General features: G+C 64.4%; 20 protein-coding genes and 1 pseudogene. 9 read left to right on the top strand and 12 right to left on the bottom strand.

All coding sequences use genetic code 11. The features are described from left to right. Positions 1-768 (bottom strand): GntR family transcriptional regulator, encoded by a 768-nt coding sequence (locus FXB40_RS35985; RefSeq protein ID WP_148777027.1) that lies wholly within the window; start codon positions 766-768, stop codon positions 1-3. A 179-nt stretch (positions 769-947) separates the two neighbouring features. Between FXB40_RS35985 and FXB40_RS35980 the strand changes: the two genes are divergently transcribed. From FXB40_RS35980 to FXB40_RS35970, 3 genes are read left to right on the top strand one after another with little or no spacing between them, the layout of a single operon-like run. Then, positions 948-2,147, top strand: coding sequence for a mandelate racemase/muconate lactonizing enzyme family protein (locus tag FXB40_RS35980; RefSeq protein ID WP_148777026.1), 1,200 nt, complete (start codon positions 948-950; stop codon positions 2,145-2,147). A 12-nt stretch (positions 2,148-2,159) separates the two neighbouring features. Beyond that, positions 2,160-2,927: an SDR family oxidoreductase gene (locus FXB40_RS35975; RefSeq protein ID WP_148777025.1), complete on the top strand. Its 768-nt coding sequence runs from the start codon at positions 2,160-2,162 to the stop codon at positions 2,925-2,927. A gap of 25 nt (positions 2,928-2,952) precedes the next feature. Further along, positions 2,953-3,984 (top strand): L-idonate 5-dehydrogenase, encoded by a 1,032-nt coding sequence (locus tag FXB40_RS35970; protein ID WP_148777024.1) that lies wholly within the window; start codon positions 2,953-2,955, stop codon positions 3,982-3,984. 15 nt (positions 3,985-3,999) lie between these two features. Here FXB40_RS35970 and FXB40_RS35965 read toward each other — a convergent pair. Continuing rightward, positions 4,000-4,371: pseudogene (locus tag FXB40_RS35965) on the bottom strand (DUF2380 domain-containing protein); the annotation flags it as partial. A 253-nt stretch (positions 4,372-4,624) separates the two neighbouring features. On the opposite strand from FXB40_RS35965, the gene FXB40_RS35960 reads away from it, so the two are divergent. Further along, the gene (locus tag FXB40_RS35960; protein ID WP_148777023.1) at positions 4,625-6,010 is read left to right on the top strand and encodes a sensor histidine kinase; all 1,386 of its coding nucleotides are present in this window, start codon (positions 4,625-4,627) and stop codon (positions 6,008-6,010) included. Then, positions 6,007-6,660 (top strand): response regulator, encoded by a 654-nt coding sequence (locus tag FXB40_RS35955; protein WP_148777022.1) that lies wholly within the window; start codon positions 6,007-6,009, stop codon positions 6,658-6,660. The genes FXB40_RS35960 and FXB40_RS35955 overlap by 4 nt, the downstream gene beginning before the upstream one ends. A 3-nt stretch (positions 6,661-6,663) precedes the next feature. On the opposite strand, the gene FXB40_RS35950 is transcribed toward FXB40_RS35955, so the two are convergent. From FXB40_RS35950 to FXB40_RS35940, 3 genes are all read right to left on the bottom strand, one after another. Continuing rightward, positions 6,664-7,506 carry a hypothetical protein gene (locus FXB40_RS35950; protein ID WP_148777021.1) on the bottom strand — a complete coding sequence of 281 codons (843 nt, stop codon included), beginning with the start codon at positions 7,504-7,506 and terminating at the stop codon, positions 6,664-6,666. Between the two features lie 198 nt (positions 7,507-7,704). Then, a complete protein-coding gene (locus FXB40_RS35945) occupies positions 7,705-8,196 on the bottom strand; it encodes an SRPBCC family protein (protein WP_187437383.1) in 492 nt (163 codons plus the stop codon). Next, complete coding sequence (locus FXB40_RS35940) at positions 8,196-8,603, bottom strand: ArsR/SmtB family transcription factor (RefSeq protein ID WP_148777019.1); 408 nt, start codon at positions 8,601-8,603, stop codon at positions 8,196-8,198. Before FXB40_RS35940 ends, FXB40_RS35945 begins: the two co-directional genes overlap by 1 nt. A gap of 287 nt (positions 8,604-8,890) precedes the next feature. Between FXB40_RS35940 and FXB40_RS49990 the strand changes: the two genes are divergently transcribed. Together FXB40_RS49990 and FXB40_RS49985 are read left to right on the top strand one after the other, a co-directional pair. Beyond that, a complete protein-coding gene (locus tag FXB40_RS49990; RefSeq protein WP_283812990.1) occupies positions 8,891-9,265 on the top strand; it encodes a serine hydrolase in 375 nt (124 codons plus the stop codon). A 28-nt stretch (positions 9,266-9,293) separates the two neighbouring features. Then, complete coding sequence (locus FXB40_RS49985; RefSeq protein WP_283812989.1) at positions 9,294-9,968, top strand: serine hydrolase; 675 nt, start codon at positions 9,294-9,296, stop codon at positions 9,966-9,968. A gap of 65 nt (positions 9,969-10,033) precedes the next feature. Here FXB40_RS49985 and FXB40_RS35930 read toward each other — a convergent pair whose 3' ends face one another. Then, positions 10,034-10,867 (bottom strand): outer membrane protein, encoded by an 834-nt coding sequence (locus tag FXB40_RS35930; RefSeq protein ID WP_148777018.1) that lies wholly within the window; start codon positions 10,865-10,867, stop codon positions 10,034-10,036. 272 nt (positions 10,868-11,139) lie between these two features. Further along, positions 11,140-11,844, bottom strand: coding sequence for an SDR family oxidoreductase (locus FXB40_RS35925; protein ID WP_148777017.1), 705 nt, complete (start codon positions 11,842-11,844; stop codon positions 11,140-11,142). A gap of 125 nt (positions 11,845-11,969) precedes the next feature. Between FXB40_RS35925 and FXB40_RS35920 the strand changes: the two genes are divergently transcribed. Further along, a complete protein-coding gene (locus tag FXB40_RS35920; RefSeq protein WP_148777016.1) occupies positions 11,970-12,812 on the top strand; it encodes a GNAT family N-acetyltransferase in 843 nt (280 codons plus the stop codon). Positions 12,813-12,964: 152 nt separating this feature from the next. Next, complete coding sequence (locus tag FXB40_RS35915; RefSeq protein ID WP_148777015.1) at positions 12,965-13,279, top strand: hypothetical protein; 315 nt, start codon at positions 12,965-12,967, stop codon at positions 13,277-13,279. Positions 13,280-13,304: 25 nt separating this feature from the next. Here FXB40_RS35915 and FXB40_RS35910 read toward each other — a convergent pair whose 3' ends face one another. The 5 genes from FXB40_RS35910 to FXB40_RS35890 form a co-directional block, all read right to left on the bottom strand. Next, positions 13,305-13,754, bottom strand: coding sequence for a hypothetical protein (locus FXB40_RS35910; protein WP_187437382.1), 450 nt, complete (start codon positions 13,752-13,754; stop codon positions 13,305-13,307). 187 nt (positions 13,755-13,941) lie between these two features. Continuing rightward, positions 13,942-14,232 carry a hypothetical protein gene (locus FXB40_RS35905; RefSeq protein WP_148777013.1) on the bottom strand — a complete coding sequence of 97 codons (291 nt, stop codon included), beginning with the start codon at positions 14,230-14,232 and terminating at the stop codon, positions 13,942-13,944. Positions 14,233-14,252: 20 nt separating this feature from the next. Beyond that, positions 14,253-14,702: a curlin gene (locus tag FXB40_RS35900; protein ID WP_283812987.1), complete on the bottom strand. Its 450-nt coding sequence runs from the start codon at positions 14,700-14,702 to the stop codon at positions 14,253-14,255. A gap of 38 nt (positions 14,703-14,740) precedes the next feature. Further along, positions 14,741-15,151 (bottom strand): curlin, encoded by a 411-nt coding sequence (locus tag FXB40_RS35895; protein WP_148777011.1) that lies wholly within the window; start codon positions 15,149-15,151, stop codon positions 14,741-14,743. 44 nt (positions 15,152-15,195) lie between these two features. Further along, entirely contained in the window at positions 15,196-15,588 is a 393-nt protein-coding gene (locus FXB40_RS35890; RefSeq protein WP_148777010.1) for a curlin, read from the bottom strand. Between the last annotated feature and the right edge of the window lie 22 nt (positions 15,589-15,610).

Below are 15,610 nucleotides of genomic sequence, written 5' to 3'. Positions count from 1 at the left end.
TTACGCACCGAGCAGCGGCTCGATGCTGCAATCGAGCAGGCGCGGGTCGATCCCGGTCTCCATGCCCGTGAACATCTCGCCCATGTAGTCGATCAGTGCGTCGCTCGCCTTCACCGCATCCTCGACGCGGCGGTTGGCGACGGCATTGAGAATGGAAAGATGATGATCGATCGTGCCGGACAGGTCGGCCTGCCCCGGCATGAAGCGGTGGTGGATGTAGCCGATGCGGCGGTACAGCGTGTGCAATGGCCGCAGTGTATGCACCAGAAACGGCTCGCCCGCCGCTTCCAGCACCAGCGCGTCGATGCGGCGATCGATGCTGTTGAACTCGTCGAGGGTTAGCGTAGCGCGGCGCTCGCGCAGCAAACGCTCGATATGCAGCGCCTGATTGCGATGCGAGAGGCTGGCGCGATCGGCCGCAAGACGAACCACGAAGCGCTCCATGTCGCGGCGCAAGGCCAGCAGCATGCGCTCGCGCGCGAGATCGATCGGCGCGATGTGCAGGCCATGGCGCGGACGGATGATGATGAGCGTATCGGCCGAGAGACGATTGACCGCGTGATGCACCGGCGTGCGGCCGAAACCGGTGATCTGCTGCAATTCAAGCATGGTCATGAACTGGCCGGGCTTGAGCTCGCAGTGAACGAGCAGCTCCTCGATCTTCTGATAGGCCAGCTCGAAGAAGTTGAGACGGTTGCGCCGCGAGGGCTTGCCCTCGCCGTCGTCCTCGTTTCTCACCACCTCGAGCGCGCGCTTGCGCCGTGCCATGTCGTCCTCTCCCGTCAGCCCGCGCTCTCGTTGCTGAGTGGCGCCTTATTTGTGGCACCCTTAAAACATGTTGTGATATATTACAAGCAAGCGTAAGACTTTTCGCGGACGCGCCGCATGCTGCAGCGCAAAATGAAAACACGACGGTGCGAGGCGCCTGTGACGGGAGGACAATTGCCGTGAAGATCACGTCGATCGAGACACTGCGCACCGAGGAATTCTCCAACGTCATCTGGGTGCGCGTTCACACCGATACGGGCATGATCGGTCTCGGCGAAACCTTTTATGGTGCTGGCGCCGTCGAAGCGCAGATCCACGACACCTTTGCCGGCCGCCTGCTCGGCCGTAATCCCCTCCACATCGAGGCGATCCATCGCGACATGCTGAACCTGCCGATGGCACAGTCATCGACCGGCGTGGAATATCGCGCGGCGTCGGCGATCGACATCGCGCTGTGGGATCTGTTCGGCAAGGTCTGCAATCAGCCGGTGCACCAGATGCTCGGCGGCCTCTGCCGCGACAAGCAGCGCATCTACAACACTTGCGCCGGCACGCAATATGTCCGCTCCACCAATATCAGCCCGGTCTCCAACTGGAATCTCGGTGCCTCCAAGGGCCCCTACGAAGACCTCGACGGCTTCATGAACCGCGCCGATGCGCTCGCCGAAAGCCTTTTAGAAAGCGGCATCTCGGCGATGAAGATCTGGCCGTTCGATCCGGCGGCTCAGGAGAACAAGGGTCTCTACATCACGGCCGCGCAGATGAAGCAGGCCCTCGAGCCGTTCGAGAAGATCCGCAAAGCCGTCGGCGACAAGATGGAGATCATGGTCGAGCTCCATTCGCTGTGGAATTTGCCGACCGCAAAGCAGATCGCCCGCGCGATCGAGCCCTACAAGCCAACCTGGTACGAAGATCCGATCCGCATGAACTCGCCGCAGGCGCTGGCCGAATATGCGCGCTCGACCGACGTCTGGGTCTGCGCCAGCGAGACGCTGGGCTCACGCTTCCCCTACAAGGACATGCTCGACCGCGACGCCATGCATGTGGTGATGGCCGATCTGTGCTGGACCGGCGGCCTCACCGAGGGCCGCAAGATCGCCGCGATGGCCGAGACCTATCACCGGCCCTTCGCGCCACATGATTGCATCGGCCCGATCGGCTTCATCGCCGCCATCCACATGTCATTCAGCCAGCCCAACACGCTGATCCAGGAATCGGTGCGCGCCTTCTACAAGGGCTGGTACAATGAGCTCGTCACCACGATGCCCACGATCAAGGACGGCTACGTCTTCCCCATGGAAGGCCCCGGCCTTGGTGTCGACCTTCTGCCCGCCGTATTCGATCGCTCCGATCTGACCGTGCGTCGCTCCAACGCTTGAGGATTCTTTGAGATGAGCACCGCCCTCTTCGACCTTTCCGGCCGCACCGCGCTCGTGACCGGCTCCTCCCGCGGGCTCGGCCGCGCCATCGCCGAGGGCATGGCCAAGGCCGGCGCCAAGATCATCATCAACGGGGTCGATCCCAAGCGCGTCGAGCAGGCAGTCGCCGAGTTTCGCGCAGCCGGACATCAGGCCGAGGGCGCGGCGTTCAACGTCATCGATGAGCCCGCGATCATCGGTGCCTTCGAGCGCTTCGACCGCGAAGGGCTCGAGGTCGACATTCTCGTCAACAATGCCGGCATCCAGCACCGCAAGCCGCTGGTCGAGTTCACCACCGACGAGTGGCGCAAGGTGATCGAGACCGACCTCACCAGCGCCTTCGTGATCGGCCGCGAGGCCGGCAAGCGCATGATCCCGCGCAAGCACGGCAAGATCATCAACATAGGCTCGCTCGGCAGCGAGCTGGCGCGTCCCACCATCGCGCCCTACACCGCGGCCAAGGGCGGCATCAAGAACCTGACCCGCTCGATGGCGGTGGAATGGGCCCAGCACGGCATCCAGGCCAATGCGATCGGCCCCGGCTACATGCTCACCGACATGAACGAGGCGCTGGTCAACAACACCGATTTCAACAACTGGCTGATGGGCCGCATCCCCTCGAAGCGCTGGGGCCGACCGGACGAGCTGGTGGGCGCGGCGATCTTCCTCGCCTCGGATGCCTCGACCTACGTCAATGGCCAGATCATCTATGTCGATGGCGGCATGATCGCCGCGATGTAATCGCGAAACCTGAGGGAACGAGACCATGCGCGCCGTCGTCATTCACGCCCCGAAGGACCTGCGGATCGACAACTATCCGGATACCGAGCCCGGCCCGGGCGAGGTCCGCGTCAAGATCGCCAATGGCGGCATCTGCGGCTCCGATTTGCACTACTACCACCACGGCGGCTTCGGCGTAGTGCGTATCCAGCAGCCGATGGCGCTGGGGCACGAGATCGCCGGCGTGGTCGCGGCGGTCGGTGACGACGTCACCGGTGTGAAGGCCGGGACGCGCGTTGCGGTCAATCCGAGCAAGCCGTGCGGCCAGTGCCTGCATTGCCAGGAAGGCATGCGCAACCAGTGCCTCGACATGCGCTTCCTCGGCAGCGCGATGCGCTTTCCCCATGTCCAGGGCGGGTTTCGCGAGTTCATCACGGTCGATGCGACGCAGGCGGTGCCGATCGCCGACAAGCTGTCGCTGGCGGAAGCCGCGGTCGCCGAGCCGCTCGCGGTGTGCCTCCACGCCGGCAAGCAGGCCGGCCCCCTGCTCGGCAAGCGCGTGCTGATCACCGGCTGCGGCCCGATCGGCGCGCTGATGATTCTTGTCTCGCGCTTCGGCGGCGCGTCCGAGATCGTGGTCACCGATGTTGCCGACTCGCCGCTCGCGGTCGCCAAAAAGCTCGGCGCCACGCACGCGATCAACGTCGCGGCCAATGCCACCGCACTCGATCCCTGGCGCGCCGGCAAGGGCGTGTTCGACACGCTGTTCGAAGCCTCCGGCAATCAGGCCGCGCTCCGCACCGCACTCGACGTGCTCCGTCCCGGCGCGACGCTGGTGCAGCTCGGCCTCGGCGGCGAGATGACGCTGCCGATCAACTCCATCGTTGCCAAGGAATTGCAGCTCCGCGGCACCTTCCGCTTCGATCCCGAGTTCGAGCTCGCGGTGCGGCTGATGGGCGAAGGCCTGATCGACGTGAAGCCGCTGATCACGGCGACCATGCCGTTCGAGAACGCGGTTGCCGCGTTCGAGCTCGCAAGCGACCGTTCGCAATCGATGAAGGTGCAACTGACGTTCTAGCTCCGGTCGGCCTCAGGGCTGTGCCAACGCGGCCATGACCTCGCGGGAGACGAAGATCTCGGCACGCTCCCACGATTCATCGTTGTCGCCGCGGAAGGTGTAGAGCTTGTCCATCACGACCTTTTTGGCGCCAACGTCGATCACCGCGACCTTGGCCCATTGCACCAGCGTGCTCGTCTTCTGGATGCCGCCGATGACCTTGAACGCCGCCCCGTCTTGCACCGACGGCGCAAGCCGGTAGCGCGGGTCGGCGGCGATATCACGCCGGAGCGCGACCATGAACGCCTGCAGTCGCTTTTCGTGGGCAGCGCTCTGGTCGGCCGGCTCGGCCGAGGTATCGGTATAGCTGAAATCGTCGAGCGCAATGGCGGTGGTCTCAGCTGCCATGGCCCACCCATCGAGCCCGGCCGCAAGAAGGACAAGGAAAGACAGCAACGACAGGGTACGGCGCATCGCGAACCTCGCATGATGGAAAGGCCGCAAGCTAGTCGGACGTTGCTTGCGCCGCAGCCGGGGTGGTCCCGACCAGTTCCGGGAAAATTTCACGACGTTGCACCGCGGTAAGGGTGCCGCTTTCCGCAGCTCGCGTTCTGCCCTTTAATGCGGGCGCGACAATTCCGTTCGCGCCAGGTGCCCGCCGATGTGGAACCGCCCGAGATTCGATCTCAAGGTCCGCCTGACCTTGCGCGTCGCCGCCATATCGGCCGCGTGCTTCGCCGCGATCTCCGCCTATTTCCTGATCACGGCCGATCGCGCGGCTCATGCGCGCATCGACGGGATCGCGGCCATCGTGGCGAAGACGCTGGAACTGCAACAGGGCAAGGTCCTGTGGGCGGCGAGCCCACGCCCCGACTTTCCCAACCTCGACCCCGTTTCGGCCTATGTGATGACGCCGGGCCTGTGCCTGGCCTTCCGCGGCACGAGCGGTGAGATGCTCCAGCGCTTCTGTAGCGGCGCACCGATCCCGGAGGATCCGCCGCCGCAGATCTTCACGGCGTTCTACCACAGCCTGTTCGACCCCGGCCGCGAGGCCGCGCGACCCGTGATCCTGCGCGGGACGAAGCTTGGCGAAGCCGTGGTCTTGGTCGATCCGGCCGTGCAGACGGCCGAGGCCTGGCACGAGGCCGGCCGCCTGATGCTCGCGCTCGCGATCGCGCTGCCGCTGTTCTGCGTCCTGGTCTATGCCGCACTGGCCCGCGCCCTGCGCCCGACCCGCATGATCCGTGCCGGCCTCGAGCGGATCGCCGCCAACGACCTCACCGCGCGGCTGCCGCCATTCGATCTCGCCGAGCTGTCCGCGGTTCGCGACGTCTTCAACCATCTCGCCGAAAGCCTCGACACTGCGCTGGCCGAGCGTGCCGAGTTGACGCGAAAACTGATCGCGCTCCAGGACGAGGAGCGCCGCCATCTCGCCCGCGAGCTACACGACGAGTTCGGCCAGTCGCTCGCCGCCATCCGCGCGCTCGCCTCCTCTGCCCGCCAGACCGCCGCGCAGGACTGCCCCTCTCTGCTTGGCGAGTGCGACGGTATCGCGCGGACCGCAACCGGCATGATGGAGACGCTGCGCGGCACACTGTTCCGGCTGCGCCCGCCTGACGTGGAGGAACTGGGACTCGTCGCCAGTCTCGAAGGCCTCGTTGCGGGGTGGAATGGACGCAGCCGCGGTGAGACGCGCTTTTCGATCCGTTTCGACGGCACGTTCGAGACCCTGCCGGCCACGATCAGCGCCAACCTCTACCGCATCGTGCAGGAAGCGCTCACCAATGCCGCCAAGCATGCCGGCGCCACCAAGGTCAGCCTGGAATTGACGATGCATCCCGGCGAGATCGCACTTGCCATCGACGATGACGGACGCTCGACCGATCCCGCAGCGAAATCCGGCATGGGCTTGCTCGGTATGCGCGAGCGCGTCGCGGCGCTGCGCGGCCGTCTGAGTTTTGAGGCCGGCCCCGCCGGTGGCTCCGCGCTGCGCGTCGTCATTCCGCTTGCAGCCGCCAATCCGCAAGTGCTGGAGCACGCGGCATGACCGCGACCATTCTGCTGGTCGACGACCATTCCGTCGTCCGCGAGGGCTATCGCTCCGTGCTCGAGAAGCAACCGGGCCTGCGCGTCATCGCCGAAGCCGGCGACGGTGCGGAGGCCTATCGCCTGTTCAAGTCCGAGGCGCCCGACCTCGTCATCATGGATCTCAGCATGCCCGGCATTGGCGGCGTCGAGGCCGTCAGGCGCATCAGGCAATGGGACAAGGCTGCCAAGATCCTCGTCTTCACCATGCATGAGAATGCCGGCTTCGCCGTGCAGGCCATACGCGCCGGCGCGAGGGGTTACGTCACCAAGACCAGCCCGCCGGAGACGCTGGTGCGCGCGGTGATGGACGTGCTCGCCGGCAAGATCGCGATCAGCCCCGATATCGACCACGAGCTTGCGCTGAGCCGGATCAGCGGCGAGAGCTCGGCCGCCGACGTGCTGACGCCGCGCGAGTTCGAGGTGCTGCGGCTGCTGCTCGCCGAAAACACGACGGAGGAGATCGCCGAGACGCTGCACGTCAGCCCGAAGACGGTGGCGAATTTGCATTCACTGATCAAGGACAAGCTCGGCGTCGGCTCCGACATCGAGCTGGTCCGGCTGGCGCTGCGTCAGGGAATTTTGACGCAGCTCGATCTCGGCGATGCCTGATCTTCAGGCGAGATAACGCGTGAGATAGCCTTCCATGGCGTAGAGCGCGCAGAGCGCGAGGCTCGACCAGACGGCGGCGCTGAAATACAGGAACATCCAGGTCAGCTCGCCCTTCCAATGCGCGATGTCGTGGGTCACCACCCAGCGCGTCGAGACGTCATGCAGGCCCTCGAGGAAACCGAGGAACCTGCCGCCCTGTTCGTGCCCTGCCCTCCAGCGGCTAAGATACATCGGCACGTCGACGGTGACGAGGAACGCAAGGAAGCAGGCGATGCCGATGATGCCGGCGGTCAGCGCCCAGCGCACCGGGCCCTGGAATTCCGGCATCAAGCGGCACAGCGCAATGCCGGCGAGGAAAAAGGTCACCGCCCACAGCGAGTTCTCGACCGCGTTGAAGAGGAAGTTGGTCGTCACCACCGCGTACCAGGAAAAACATTCCGCGATGATGATGATCGGCACGATCACCAGCGCGATGTTCACCACGGTCTCGGCGCCGGTCATGTGACCGAGCTGATGCAGGATGATCGCCCATTGCGCGGCGAAGCAGACCTCGGCGACGGTCGCGACCGTGCGGCCGACGAACACGCTCGACAGCCAGGTGTCGAACAGGCAGATGCGTTGTACGTCGGCGCGCGGCAGCACCGAGCGGAAGGCGCAGCCGAACACATAGCCCGCGCAGAGCAGGAACATCAGGCCGATATCCGAACCGCCGCCGACGCTGCCGGCGACGGTCGGATAGAACTCGCGGTACAGCATGAACCAGACGAGGATGTTCGCCGCACTGACAAGCGTCAGGGACCCCCACCACCACGCGAGGGGATTTGACCGTGCCTGCCACTGCAACATGAATCGCTCCGCCGTAGTCAATATGACATCCAACGGTAGTAATCCTGTCATAAATCAGCAGCACGGCGCGACAAAAATCTGCGTGACGGCGCTGTCATAATTGGCCTGCGCGCTGTCATAATTGCGATGGCGCCTGCGTTTCCAGGCTTATTTTAGGGGGCGCCACTTCCGAGGGCGCCCCCCGAATCACGCGGGGACTTATTTCTTCAGCCCGCCGACATAGGCCGCGAGCTTATCCAGCGTCTGGTAGCCGTATTCGACGGCGCCGAAGCCGATCATGCCGTCGCGCTGCTCGGTGCTCGCCGCGAGCTGCCGCATCATCAGCACGGTCTTGCCGTTGGCCTGCTCAGCGAAGGTGATGGTGAAGCGGAACATGCCGGGATCCTCGTCCTGGTCGTCTCCGTGATACATCTCCATGAAGGACGGCCGCTCGATGCGGAGGAAGCGCATGCGGTTAGGATAGACGGTGCCGTCGGGGCCGATCATGTTGAAGCGCCAGACGCCGCCGACGCGCACGTCGATCTCGAAGGTCTCGATCTTGAATCCCTTCGGCCCGAACCATTGCGGCAGGTGCTTGGGATCGGACCACGCCTCGAACACCAGATCGCGCGGCGCGTCGATCACGCGCGACATCACGATCTCGCGGTCGATCGACCATTGCGACAGGGCAGCATTGGCAGCATTCGTCATCACTCGGCACCTTTCCGTTTGCTTGGCTTGTTGGTGGTCTTGTCGGTCGTTTTCGACAGCCGCTTGGCGGCCGCCCTCTCCTTCTTGAGCTTCATCACGTAAGCCTCGAACCGGTCGAGCCGCGCCTCCCAGATCGCGCGCTGGTGCTGGAACCAGTCTTCCGCACCGACGAGCGCATCCGGACTGAGGCGACAGGTGCGCACGCGGCCGGACTTTTCCGACTGCACGAGCCCGCTCACCTCCAGCACGTGGATGTGCTTCATGAAGCTCGGCAGCGCCATCTCGAAGGGCTCGGCGAGCTCGCCGACCGAGGCCTCGCCGGCGCACAGCCGCATCACGATCGCCCGCCGCGTGGGATCGGCGAGCGCTGCGAAAACCTGGTCGAGCTGGGGTAATTGGTTAGCCATGTAGCTAACTATAAGCCTGCCGCGAGGCGGCGTCAACGATTGTTAGCTCGTAAGCTAAGTATTTTTAGAGCCCGCCAACACGGAACCCGCACGCGCAATCGTGAATTGGACGCCAGCATGCCCCCGCTAAACTGGTCTCCGGGGGCGCATCGTATGATTCACCGGATCACGTGCCGCCTGTTGTCATCTCGTCACCGCACATCACAAGGCGATCCCTCGCCCGCGCCGCGCTTGTTCCCTTCGCGGCCGCGCTGGCCGGGCCACGCCGCGCATCGGCGGATTCGGACATGATCGCGCAGATGCGCGACATCGTCGCCGCCGAGCTCGCACCGACCGCGACACTGGAGCATCCGGGCGGCCTTGCGGCTGCGCTCTATGCCGGCCGCCATGTCGAATTCTTCAATTACGGCTTTGCCGATGATGCCACCAAACAGCCAGTGACGCCGGACACGCTGTTCAACCTCGCTTCTTTGAGAAAACCGTTCGAGGCGGCGCTGGTGGCACTCGGCACGCTCCGCGGCGAGCTGCGGCTCGACGATCCCGTGCCCAAATATCTGCCGGAGCTCGACGGCGACTACATCCGCCACGTCACCATCGGCGAGCTCGCCACGCACACCTCGGGACTGCTGCTGCCGACCGATTCACCCGCCCTGGCCAAATGATACGTACTCGCAGACGCAATTCATCGCGATGCTCAACGCCTGGACGCCGCCTGCGGGCGTTGGGCCCGGCAAGCAGCGCATCTACAGTCATGCCGGCTACGTCCTGCTCCAGCTCGTGCTCGAGCGCTGCTATCGCACGCCGATTGCAAAACTGGTCGAGAGCCGCATCCTCACGCCGCTCGGCATGCAAGCCACGTCCATTCCCGAACGCGGACCTGACAACCGCGCGATCATGGACGACGCCGCCCTGCGGCGCGTCGTGCAGGGCTATTCCGACCAGGGCACCGCGATCGGCCCGATCGGCGACCAGCAGAGCTATTTCGACTTCCCCGGCACCGGCCAGATGTTCTCGTCCGCGCGGGATATTGCAGCCTTCGTCGCGGCGGCCGTCGACGGCCGTTCGATCGATCCGCAGCTGCGCGAAGCGCTGCGCATGACACAGCGCGAGAGTTTCCACGTCGACCAAAGGTTCGGCCAGGCCACGTTCGGCCAAGCCATTGCCTGGGAGACCGTGCACCTTCCCGGCGTCACCGTCGTCGACAAGCCGGGCGGCCTCAACAACGCCTCCGGCTATATCGGCCTGGTGCCGGCGCACCGCCTCGGCATCGTGCTGCTCGCCAATCGCGGCGAATATCCGCACGAGATCGCACGCTACAAGATCCTGCCCGCGCTGGCGCATCTCGTGGTCGCGCACGGCGGCTGAACGTCAAAACGGAAAGCCCCGGCCGAGCCGGGGCTTTCCACGCGAGAACCGGAACGGGATACCGATCAGTACCTGGCGACGACCGGTCCGCCGAACTTGTAGTTCACGCCGACGCGGACAATGTTCGACTTGATGTCGAACGAGTGGGTGTAAGCGTTGGCCGGGAACGAAATAGCCGGGACGAACGCAGCGAGGTTCGTGCTGGTTGTGCTGGCGCGGCCGAGATCAACATAGAGATATTCGGCCTTGAGCGACCAGCCGCCCCCGAACGCGTATTCGGTGCCGACGCCCGCGGTCCAGCCGACCCGCGTGTCCCGGATCGCGCTTGACTCGGTTGCCGCCGCGAACGTGTCGGTGAAGTTGAAATTGCCCTTCACTTCTGCGATCGCCGCGCCGCCCGTGGCGTAAAGCAGCCAGGTCGGAGCAGCCAGGACGCCGATGCGGCCGCGGATGGTGGCAAGCCAATCGGCCGATACCTGCGATGACACGGTGAAGCCGGTCGGCGCGCAGCAGGGATAGAGCGCCGAGCCCGACGCGCTGCCCTTGAAGCCGAAATAGTTGATGTCGCCTTCGAGGCCGAGCACCGCGCGATCGACCTGCCAGTTGTAGCCGGCCGTGAAGCCGCCGGTCACGCTGGAGCTGTTAACGCCCTGGGCGCCGACCGCGCTGATGGCGGGGACGCTGCTGGCCGCGAAGTAGCCTGTCGGAGAGAACACGGTCGAAGTGCTCGGATCGGCGCTACCCCACTGCCCGCCGACATTGGCGCCGACGTAAAAACCCGTCCAGTTGTAGGCCGGCGCCATCATCGGCGCCTTGGCATAATGCGGCGCGAGATCGGCCGCGAAGGTAGACGCGCTGCCTAACACAACCATCGCTGCCGCCAGCAAAAACTTCTTCATTCCAGTCTCCTTGCCCCACGCGATCGCACCGCGCGTTTCCGAATGCACCGGTCAGGTGTTTCCGGCACGGGTAGGCATAGTCTGCACACCGCGCAGCGTCTTGGGCTGCCGCGAAGTTCGCATGGACTGTGACGTAGTGTGCGCCGGAGTTCGTACAGATGGATGACGGGTGTGACCCAAGGGCCACGCACCATCCTTCATCGGCGACGCGCGATGCAGGACCGTGTCGCGTGACAACAAGGCAGCGAGACCGCGGCTCGAACGAGCCCGCCTCAGACCGAGCGCGTCAGCCCGCCGTCGACGCGGATGTTCTGGCCGGTGATGTAGGCGGCGCCGTCGGATGCCAGGAACGAGACCGTCGCCGCGATCTCCTCGACCTTGCCGTAGCGCTTCAGCGGCACGCTGTCGCGGCGCGCATCGGTTTGCGGCAGGCTGTCGATCCAGCCCGGCAGCACATTGTTCATGCGGATGTTGTCGGCCGCATGGGTATCGGTGAAAATCTTGGTGAAGGCCGCGAGCCCTGCGCGGAACACCGCCGAGGTCGGAAACATCGCGCTCGGCTCGAACGCCCAGGCGGTCGAGATGTTGATGATGGCGCCGCCCTTCTGCGCCTGCATCGCCGCCATCACCAGCCGGGTCGGACGGATCACGTTCAGCAAATACGTGTCGAGGCCGAGGTGCCACTGCTCGTCGGTAATTTCGGTGATCGCCGCACGCGGGCCGTGGCCGGCGCTGTTGACGAGCACGTCGATGCGTCCCCACTTTGCCAGCGCGCCGTCGACGAGGCGCTTCAGATCGTCATTGGATGTGTTGGAGCCGGTCACGCCGAACCCGCCGAGCTCAGCCGCGAGCGCCTCGCCCTTGCCGGAGGACGACAGGATCGCGACACGAAAGCCGTCGGCTGCGAGCCGCCGCGCGGCCCCTGCCCCCATGCCGCTTCCGCCTGCTGTGACGAGTGCGACCTTCTCTGCTGCCATGACCGATCATCCCTGTGATAGCGTTGAGGCGAACCAGAGGCTCAGCCTGCCATCAGGCCTTCTACAACCAGACTTGCCCGCAAACCAGACTTGCTAACAAACCCATCGCCACGAGGCCACGCAACATGAGCGATTTGCAGATCCGCAATTTGCGCCTAGAGGAGATCTCCATCGCGATCGACTGGGCCGCGGCCGAGGGCTGGAATCCGGGCCTGCGCGACGCCGCCTGCTTTGCAATCCCGGACGCGAAAGGTTTCTTCGTCGGCGAGATCGACGGCGAGCCGGTCGCGACCGTCTCCTGCGTCAATTACGACGACCGCTTCGCCTTCCTCGGCTTCTACATCGTGCGCGCAGGCTTTCGTGGCAGAGGTCACGGCCTGCGCATCTGGAATGCCGCGATCGCGCATGCCGGCTCGCGCGTGATCGGCCTCGACGGCGTCGTGGCACAGCAGGACAATTACAGAAAATCCGGCTTCCAGCTCGCTTACGCCAATATCCGCTATGGCGGCACCATCGCGGCACCACCGAAGGCGCCGGCCGATGTCGTTGCGCTCGACGCGATCCCGTTTGCGCTGGTCGAAGCCGACGATACAACCGTCTTCCCTGCCCCGCGCGCGGCCTTCCTGCACGCCTGGATCAATACGCCCGGCCATGTCGGCCGCGCACTGCTGCGCGACGGCAAGCTCGCCGCATGGGGGGTGATCCGCCCCTGCAGGACAGGCCACAAGATCGGCCCGCTGGTAGCCGATAACCGCGCTGCGGCGGACGCCATCCTCCAGGCTTTGCTGGCGAACAGCGGAAGCAGCGAGATTGTGCTCGACATCCCCGCGGTGAACCGCGACGCTATTGCGGTAGCGGAATCCCTTGGCCTGAAGCCGACATTCGAAACGGCACGAATGTACACTGGAGCAGTCCCGTCACTGCGGCTCGACCGCGTGTTCGGCGTAACCAGTTTTGAACTCGGCTAGTACCGACTCTTAATCCGCCGGCTTGAAATTTGTAATCTGTTTCACGTTCCCGCTGCGACGCAGCGGGTATTGATGTTGTATCCGGCGATTTTGTCGGGCGGCTCGACGATCATTTTTTCTGACCATCGATGTTTCATTCGGGAGAGGATTTCATGACCGAAGCTAGAAGCAAGGCACGCCCTTCTCATGACACGGCCGACGAGATGCAGCGCCCCACAGTCGCGGCTGCGCTGGTGCTTGCCGTTGTGACAGCCTTTGGGCTGCACGCGCTCGTCTCGGCGCCAGCGCTGCGCCAGGCCGCCGAGGCGGAGCTAGCGCGCGTCATTGCGGATGAGGATCGAGATGTCTGCGGTCGGTTCGGGCTGCGCCCGGGAACGACCCCGTTTGTGGCTTGCAGCCGCGAGCTCGCGAATGTCAGGCGGAAGCAGTCCGACCGCGACCAGGCCACCGCGGCAGGAATCCTCTAACGCATTCAGTGATGCCGTACGCCGCTCAGTAGCAGCGCATGATGTTGACGGTGTGCTCGCCACCGCCGCGGCCGGGCACCGTCACGGATTCCGTCGGACAGCTCGGGACATAGGGCCGGTCGGACGGCACGACGTTCGGCGGGAAGCGATGCGCCCAGTCCCAGGGAACGTCGTAGGTGTAGGTATAGCGAACGTCGTTGGTGACGGGCTGTCCGGCATCGGCGAAAGGCTCGCTGTACGCCGCGCCATCGTTGAAGAACCCGCCGCCGCCCGGCCAATAGACGAAACGATTGTTGCGGCCGCGGAACCGCGCGCCCGGCGCGATCGGCGGACGTACTGCTGCCGGCGGTGCGGCAGCGGTCACCATGCCATGCGGGGCGCCGCCGCCCGGTCGTGCAAAACTGTCGCCGGAGCTAAGGAGCAGCGCGGCTGCGCTGAGCGAGGCGAGCAACGCCCCATTTGATCTGGACATCATGATACGCACCAACTCGTTTGGCTTCGCAGATAGCGGCTCCCCACCGCACGCTAGGCCGGGCTGTCGCCCACCCGCAAACGTATAATTAATTGTTGGTTAAGGCACGGGATTAACAGGGAACCCGGTGCGGCAGAACGCCCGGAATTTCGCCTGGCTTCGGGGACTTCGTTCCCGGGAATGCCGCGCGTCAACGGCCCTGCTGCTTGCGCAGCCAGTCCAGCATGTCCTGCGCATTTCCACTGCCCTGCGACACGATGGCGGTGTTGCCGCCGCTGCGGCGATAGACCGTGGTGCGGCCCGGTTCCTTGTCGACCTTGACCTCGGCCTGCGCCGGATCACCGCTTTGCGTGATGATTGCGGTTCCGTTTTCGTCCTGGACCACGGTGGTGTGACCATCACCGCTCTCGCCGGCGCCGGCTGGCGCCATCGCAACTGCGGTCATGAGGGTCATTCCGGATGCGAGCAGGAGGAACTTCATGTCACACCTCTTCATCTCGATCATCGTCCAAACTGAAAGATCGACAGCCAGTTGAAACGCCCGAACTGCCTGACGGCTCCCGTGTTCATGTCGCCGATCTGAAGCAGGAGCGCATTGGTCGTATTGCCGACCTGAGTGATGTCGGCGATGTTGCTGACGCCCGACTGTCCGATCAACGCGTTGGTCGTATTGCCGACCTGAATCACATTGACATAGTTGCGCGTCCCGTTCTGGACAATCGTGGCATCGACGGTCCCCGTCCCGATTTCGATCACGCGCGCAATATTGATGCTGCTGTTCTCCACGATCGTGACCGGCTGCGGGTTATTGCCGAACTCCACGATCGTCTCGATACTCACGCTCCTGTTGCTCCAGGAGGACCCGGGCCCACCAATGGCCGGCAATGGCCTGGATCCTGCGGACGCCTCGGACGCAACGCTGATGGCGACGAGCAACGCCGCCAATGCCATGAGCCTTTGACCGTATCTCATCGCCTCGCCCCATCAGCTCACGGACTGGTCTGGATCACCGTCGATGAGTTGACCGCGCCGAACTGAGCGATCGCCCCCGTATTCATGGCACCGAGCTGCGACACGAAGCTCGTCGCCGACTGACCGGCCTGGCCGACAAAGGCAAAATTGTTCATGCCCGTCTGGCCGACCGAAGCCGATGTCGTCCCGCCGAATTGCAGGACTCCCGTGGCATTGTTGCTTCCGTTCTGGGTGACGGTCGCGCCGGTGTTGCCGCCAACCTGGAATACGCCGACCATGTTGAGCGAGCTGCTCTGGTTCACGACGACGGGCGGCCCGTTGACCGAGACGATCGTCTTGATGTCAGCGCCCTGCGCCCGCGCGGGGCCGTTCGCGGCGAAGCAGGAGACGAGAACCGCCGTCGCAACGACCAGAAGATGCCTGTTCATCATATGCCTCCACAATATTTGCCGAGTCACCACACGATCTCAGGTCAAGGAGCCTGCTGCAAAATCGTGGAGCCGTTCAGAATGCCAAGCTGGGACACCCCGGCGGCGTTGTTCAAACCAATCTGGCCAATCAAGCTCGTGTTGGCGCCTCCGACTTGGCCAGCCGTAGCGTTATTGGTCGCGGTGGGCGTCGTGCCGCCTTGTCCAATCGTCACTGAATTGACCGAAGAGAATGAACCGAGTTGCATGCTCGACGCCTGGTTGAAGGCCCCGAATTGCAGCGTCGTCGCAGTGTTGTTCACCGGGCCGGTCTGCGTTGTGGACGAGAGATTTGTCGTACCGAATTGCAACACGCTGATCGTGTTGGCGGCTTTGGCATCGACAGAAGCCAACGCGCTGAGCATGGCTGCTGTTGCGAGTAGATAGTTGATCCGCATGTGAGTTCCTCCGCTAGGAGCA

The sequence above is a fragment of the Bradyrhizobium rifense genome (assembly GCF_008123425.1).
Lineage (GTDB): Bacteria > Pseudomonadota > Alphaproteobacteria > Rhizobiales > Xanthobacteraceae > Bradyrhizobium > Bradyrhizobium rifense.
This window is presented reverse-complemented; position numbering and strand designations above follow the sequence as displayed.

Bases quoted from the DNA above. Each gene is read 5' to 3' on its own strand.
- FXB40_RS35985 (WP_148777027.1), bottom strand. From the start codon at position 768: ATGGCACGGCGCAAGCGCGCGCTCGAGGTGGTGAGAAACGAGGACGAC.
- FXB40_RS35975 (WP_148777025.1), top strand. From the start codon at position 2,160: ATGAGCACCGCCCTCTTCGACCTTTCCGGCCGCACCGCGCTCGTGACC.
- FXB40_RS35970 (WP_148777024.1), top strand. From the start codon at position 2,953: ATGCGCGCCGTCGTCATTCACGCCCCGAAGGACCTGCGGATCGACAAC.
- FXB40_RS35960 (WP_148777023.1), top strand. From the start codon at position 4,625: ATGTGGAACCGCCCGAGATTCGATCTCAAGGTCCGCCTGACCTTGCGC.
- FXB40_RS35955 (WP_148777022.1), top strand. From the start codon at position 6,007: ATGACCGCGACCATTCTGCTGGTCGACGACCATTCCGTCGTCCGCGAG.
- FXB40_RS35950 (WP_148777021.1), bottom strand. From the start codon at position 7,506: ATGTTGCAGTGGCAGGCACGGTCAAATCCCCTCGCGTGGTGGTGGGGG.
- FXB40_RS35945 (WP_187437383.1), bottom strand. From the start codon at position 8,196: ATGACGAATGCTGCCAATGCTGCCCTGTCGCAATGGTCGATCGACCGC.
- FXB40_RS35940 (WP_148777019.1), bottom strand. From the start codon at position 8,603: ATGGCTAACCAATTACCCCAGCTCGACCAGGTTTTCGCAGCGCTCGCC.
- FXB40_RS49990 (WP_283812990.1), top strand. From the start codon at position 8,891: ATGATCGCGCAGATGCGCGACATCGTCGCCGCCGAGCTCGCACCGACC.
- FXB40_RS49985 (WP_283812989.1), top strand. From the start codon at position 9,294: ATGCTCAACGCCTGGACGCCGCCTGCGGGCGTTGGGCCCGGCAAGCAG.
- FXB40_RS35930 (WP_148777018.1), bottom strand. From the start codon at position 10,867: ATGAAGAAGTTTTTGCTGGCGGCAGCGATGGTTGTGTTAGGCAGCGCG.
- FXB40_RS35925 (WP_148777017.1), bottom strand. From the start codon at position 11,844: ATGGCAGCAGAGAAGGTCGCACTCGTCACAGCAGGCGGAAGCGGCATG.
- FXB40_RS35920 (WP_148777016.1), top strand. From the start codon at position 11,970: ATGAGCGATTTGCAGATCCGCAATTTGCGCCTAGAGGAGATCTCCATC.
- FXB40_RS35915 (WP_148777015.1), top strand. From the start codon at position 12,965: ATGACCGAAGCTAGAAGCAAGGCACGCCCTTCTCATGACACGGCCGAC.
- FXB40_RS35910 (WP_187437382.1), bottom strand. From the start codon at position 13,754: ATGATGTCCAGATCAAATGGGGCGTTGCTCGCCTCGCTCAGCGCAGCC.
- FXB40_RS35905 (WP_148777013.1), bottom strand. From the start codon at position 14,232: ATGAAGTTCCTCCTGCTCGCATCCGGAATGACCCTCATGACCGCAGTT.
- FXB40_RS35900 (WP_283812987.1), bottom strand. From the start codon at position 14,702: ATGGCATTGGCGGCGTTGCTCGTCGCCATCAGCGTTGCGTCCGAGGCG.
- FXB40_RS35895 (WP_148777011.1), bottom strand. From the start codon at position 15,151: ATGAACAGGCATCTTCTGGTCGTTGCGACGGCGGTTCTCGTCTCCTGC.
- FXB40_RS35890 (WP_148777010.1), bottom strand. From the start codon at position 15,588: ATGCGGATCAACTATCTACTCGCAACAGCAGCCATGCTCAGCGCGTTG.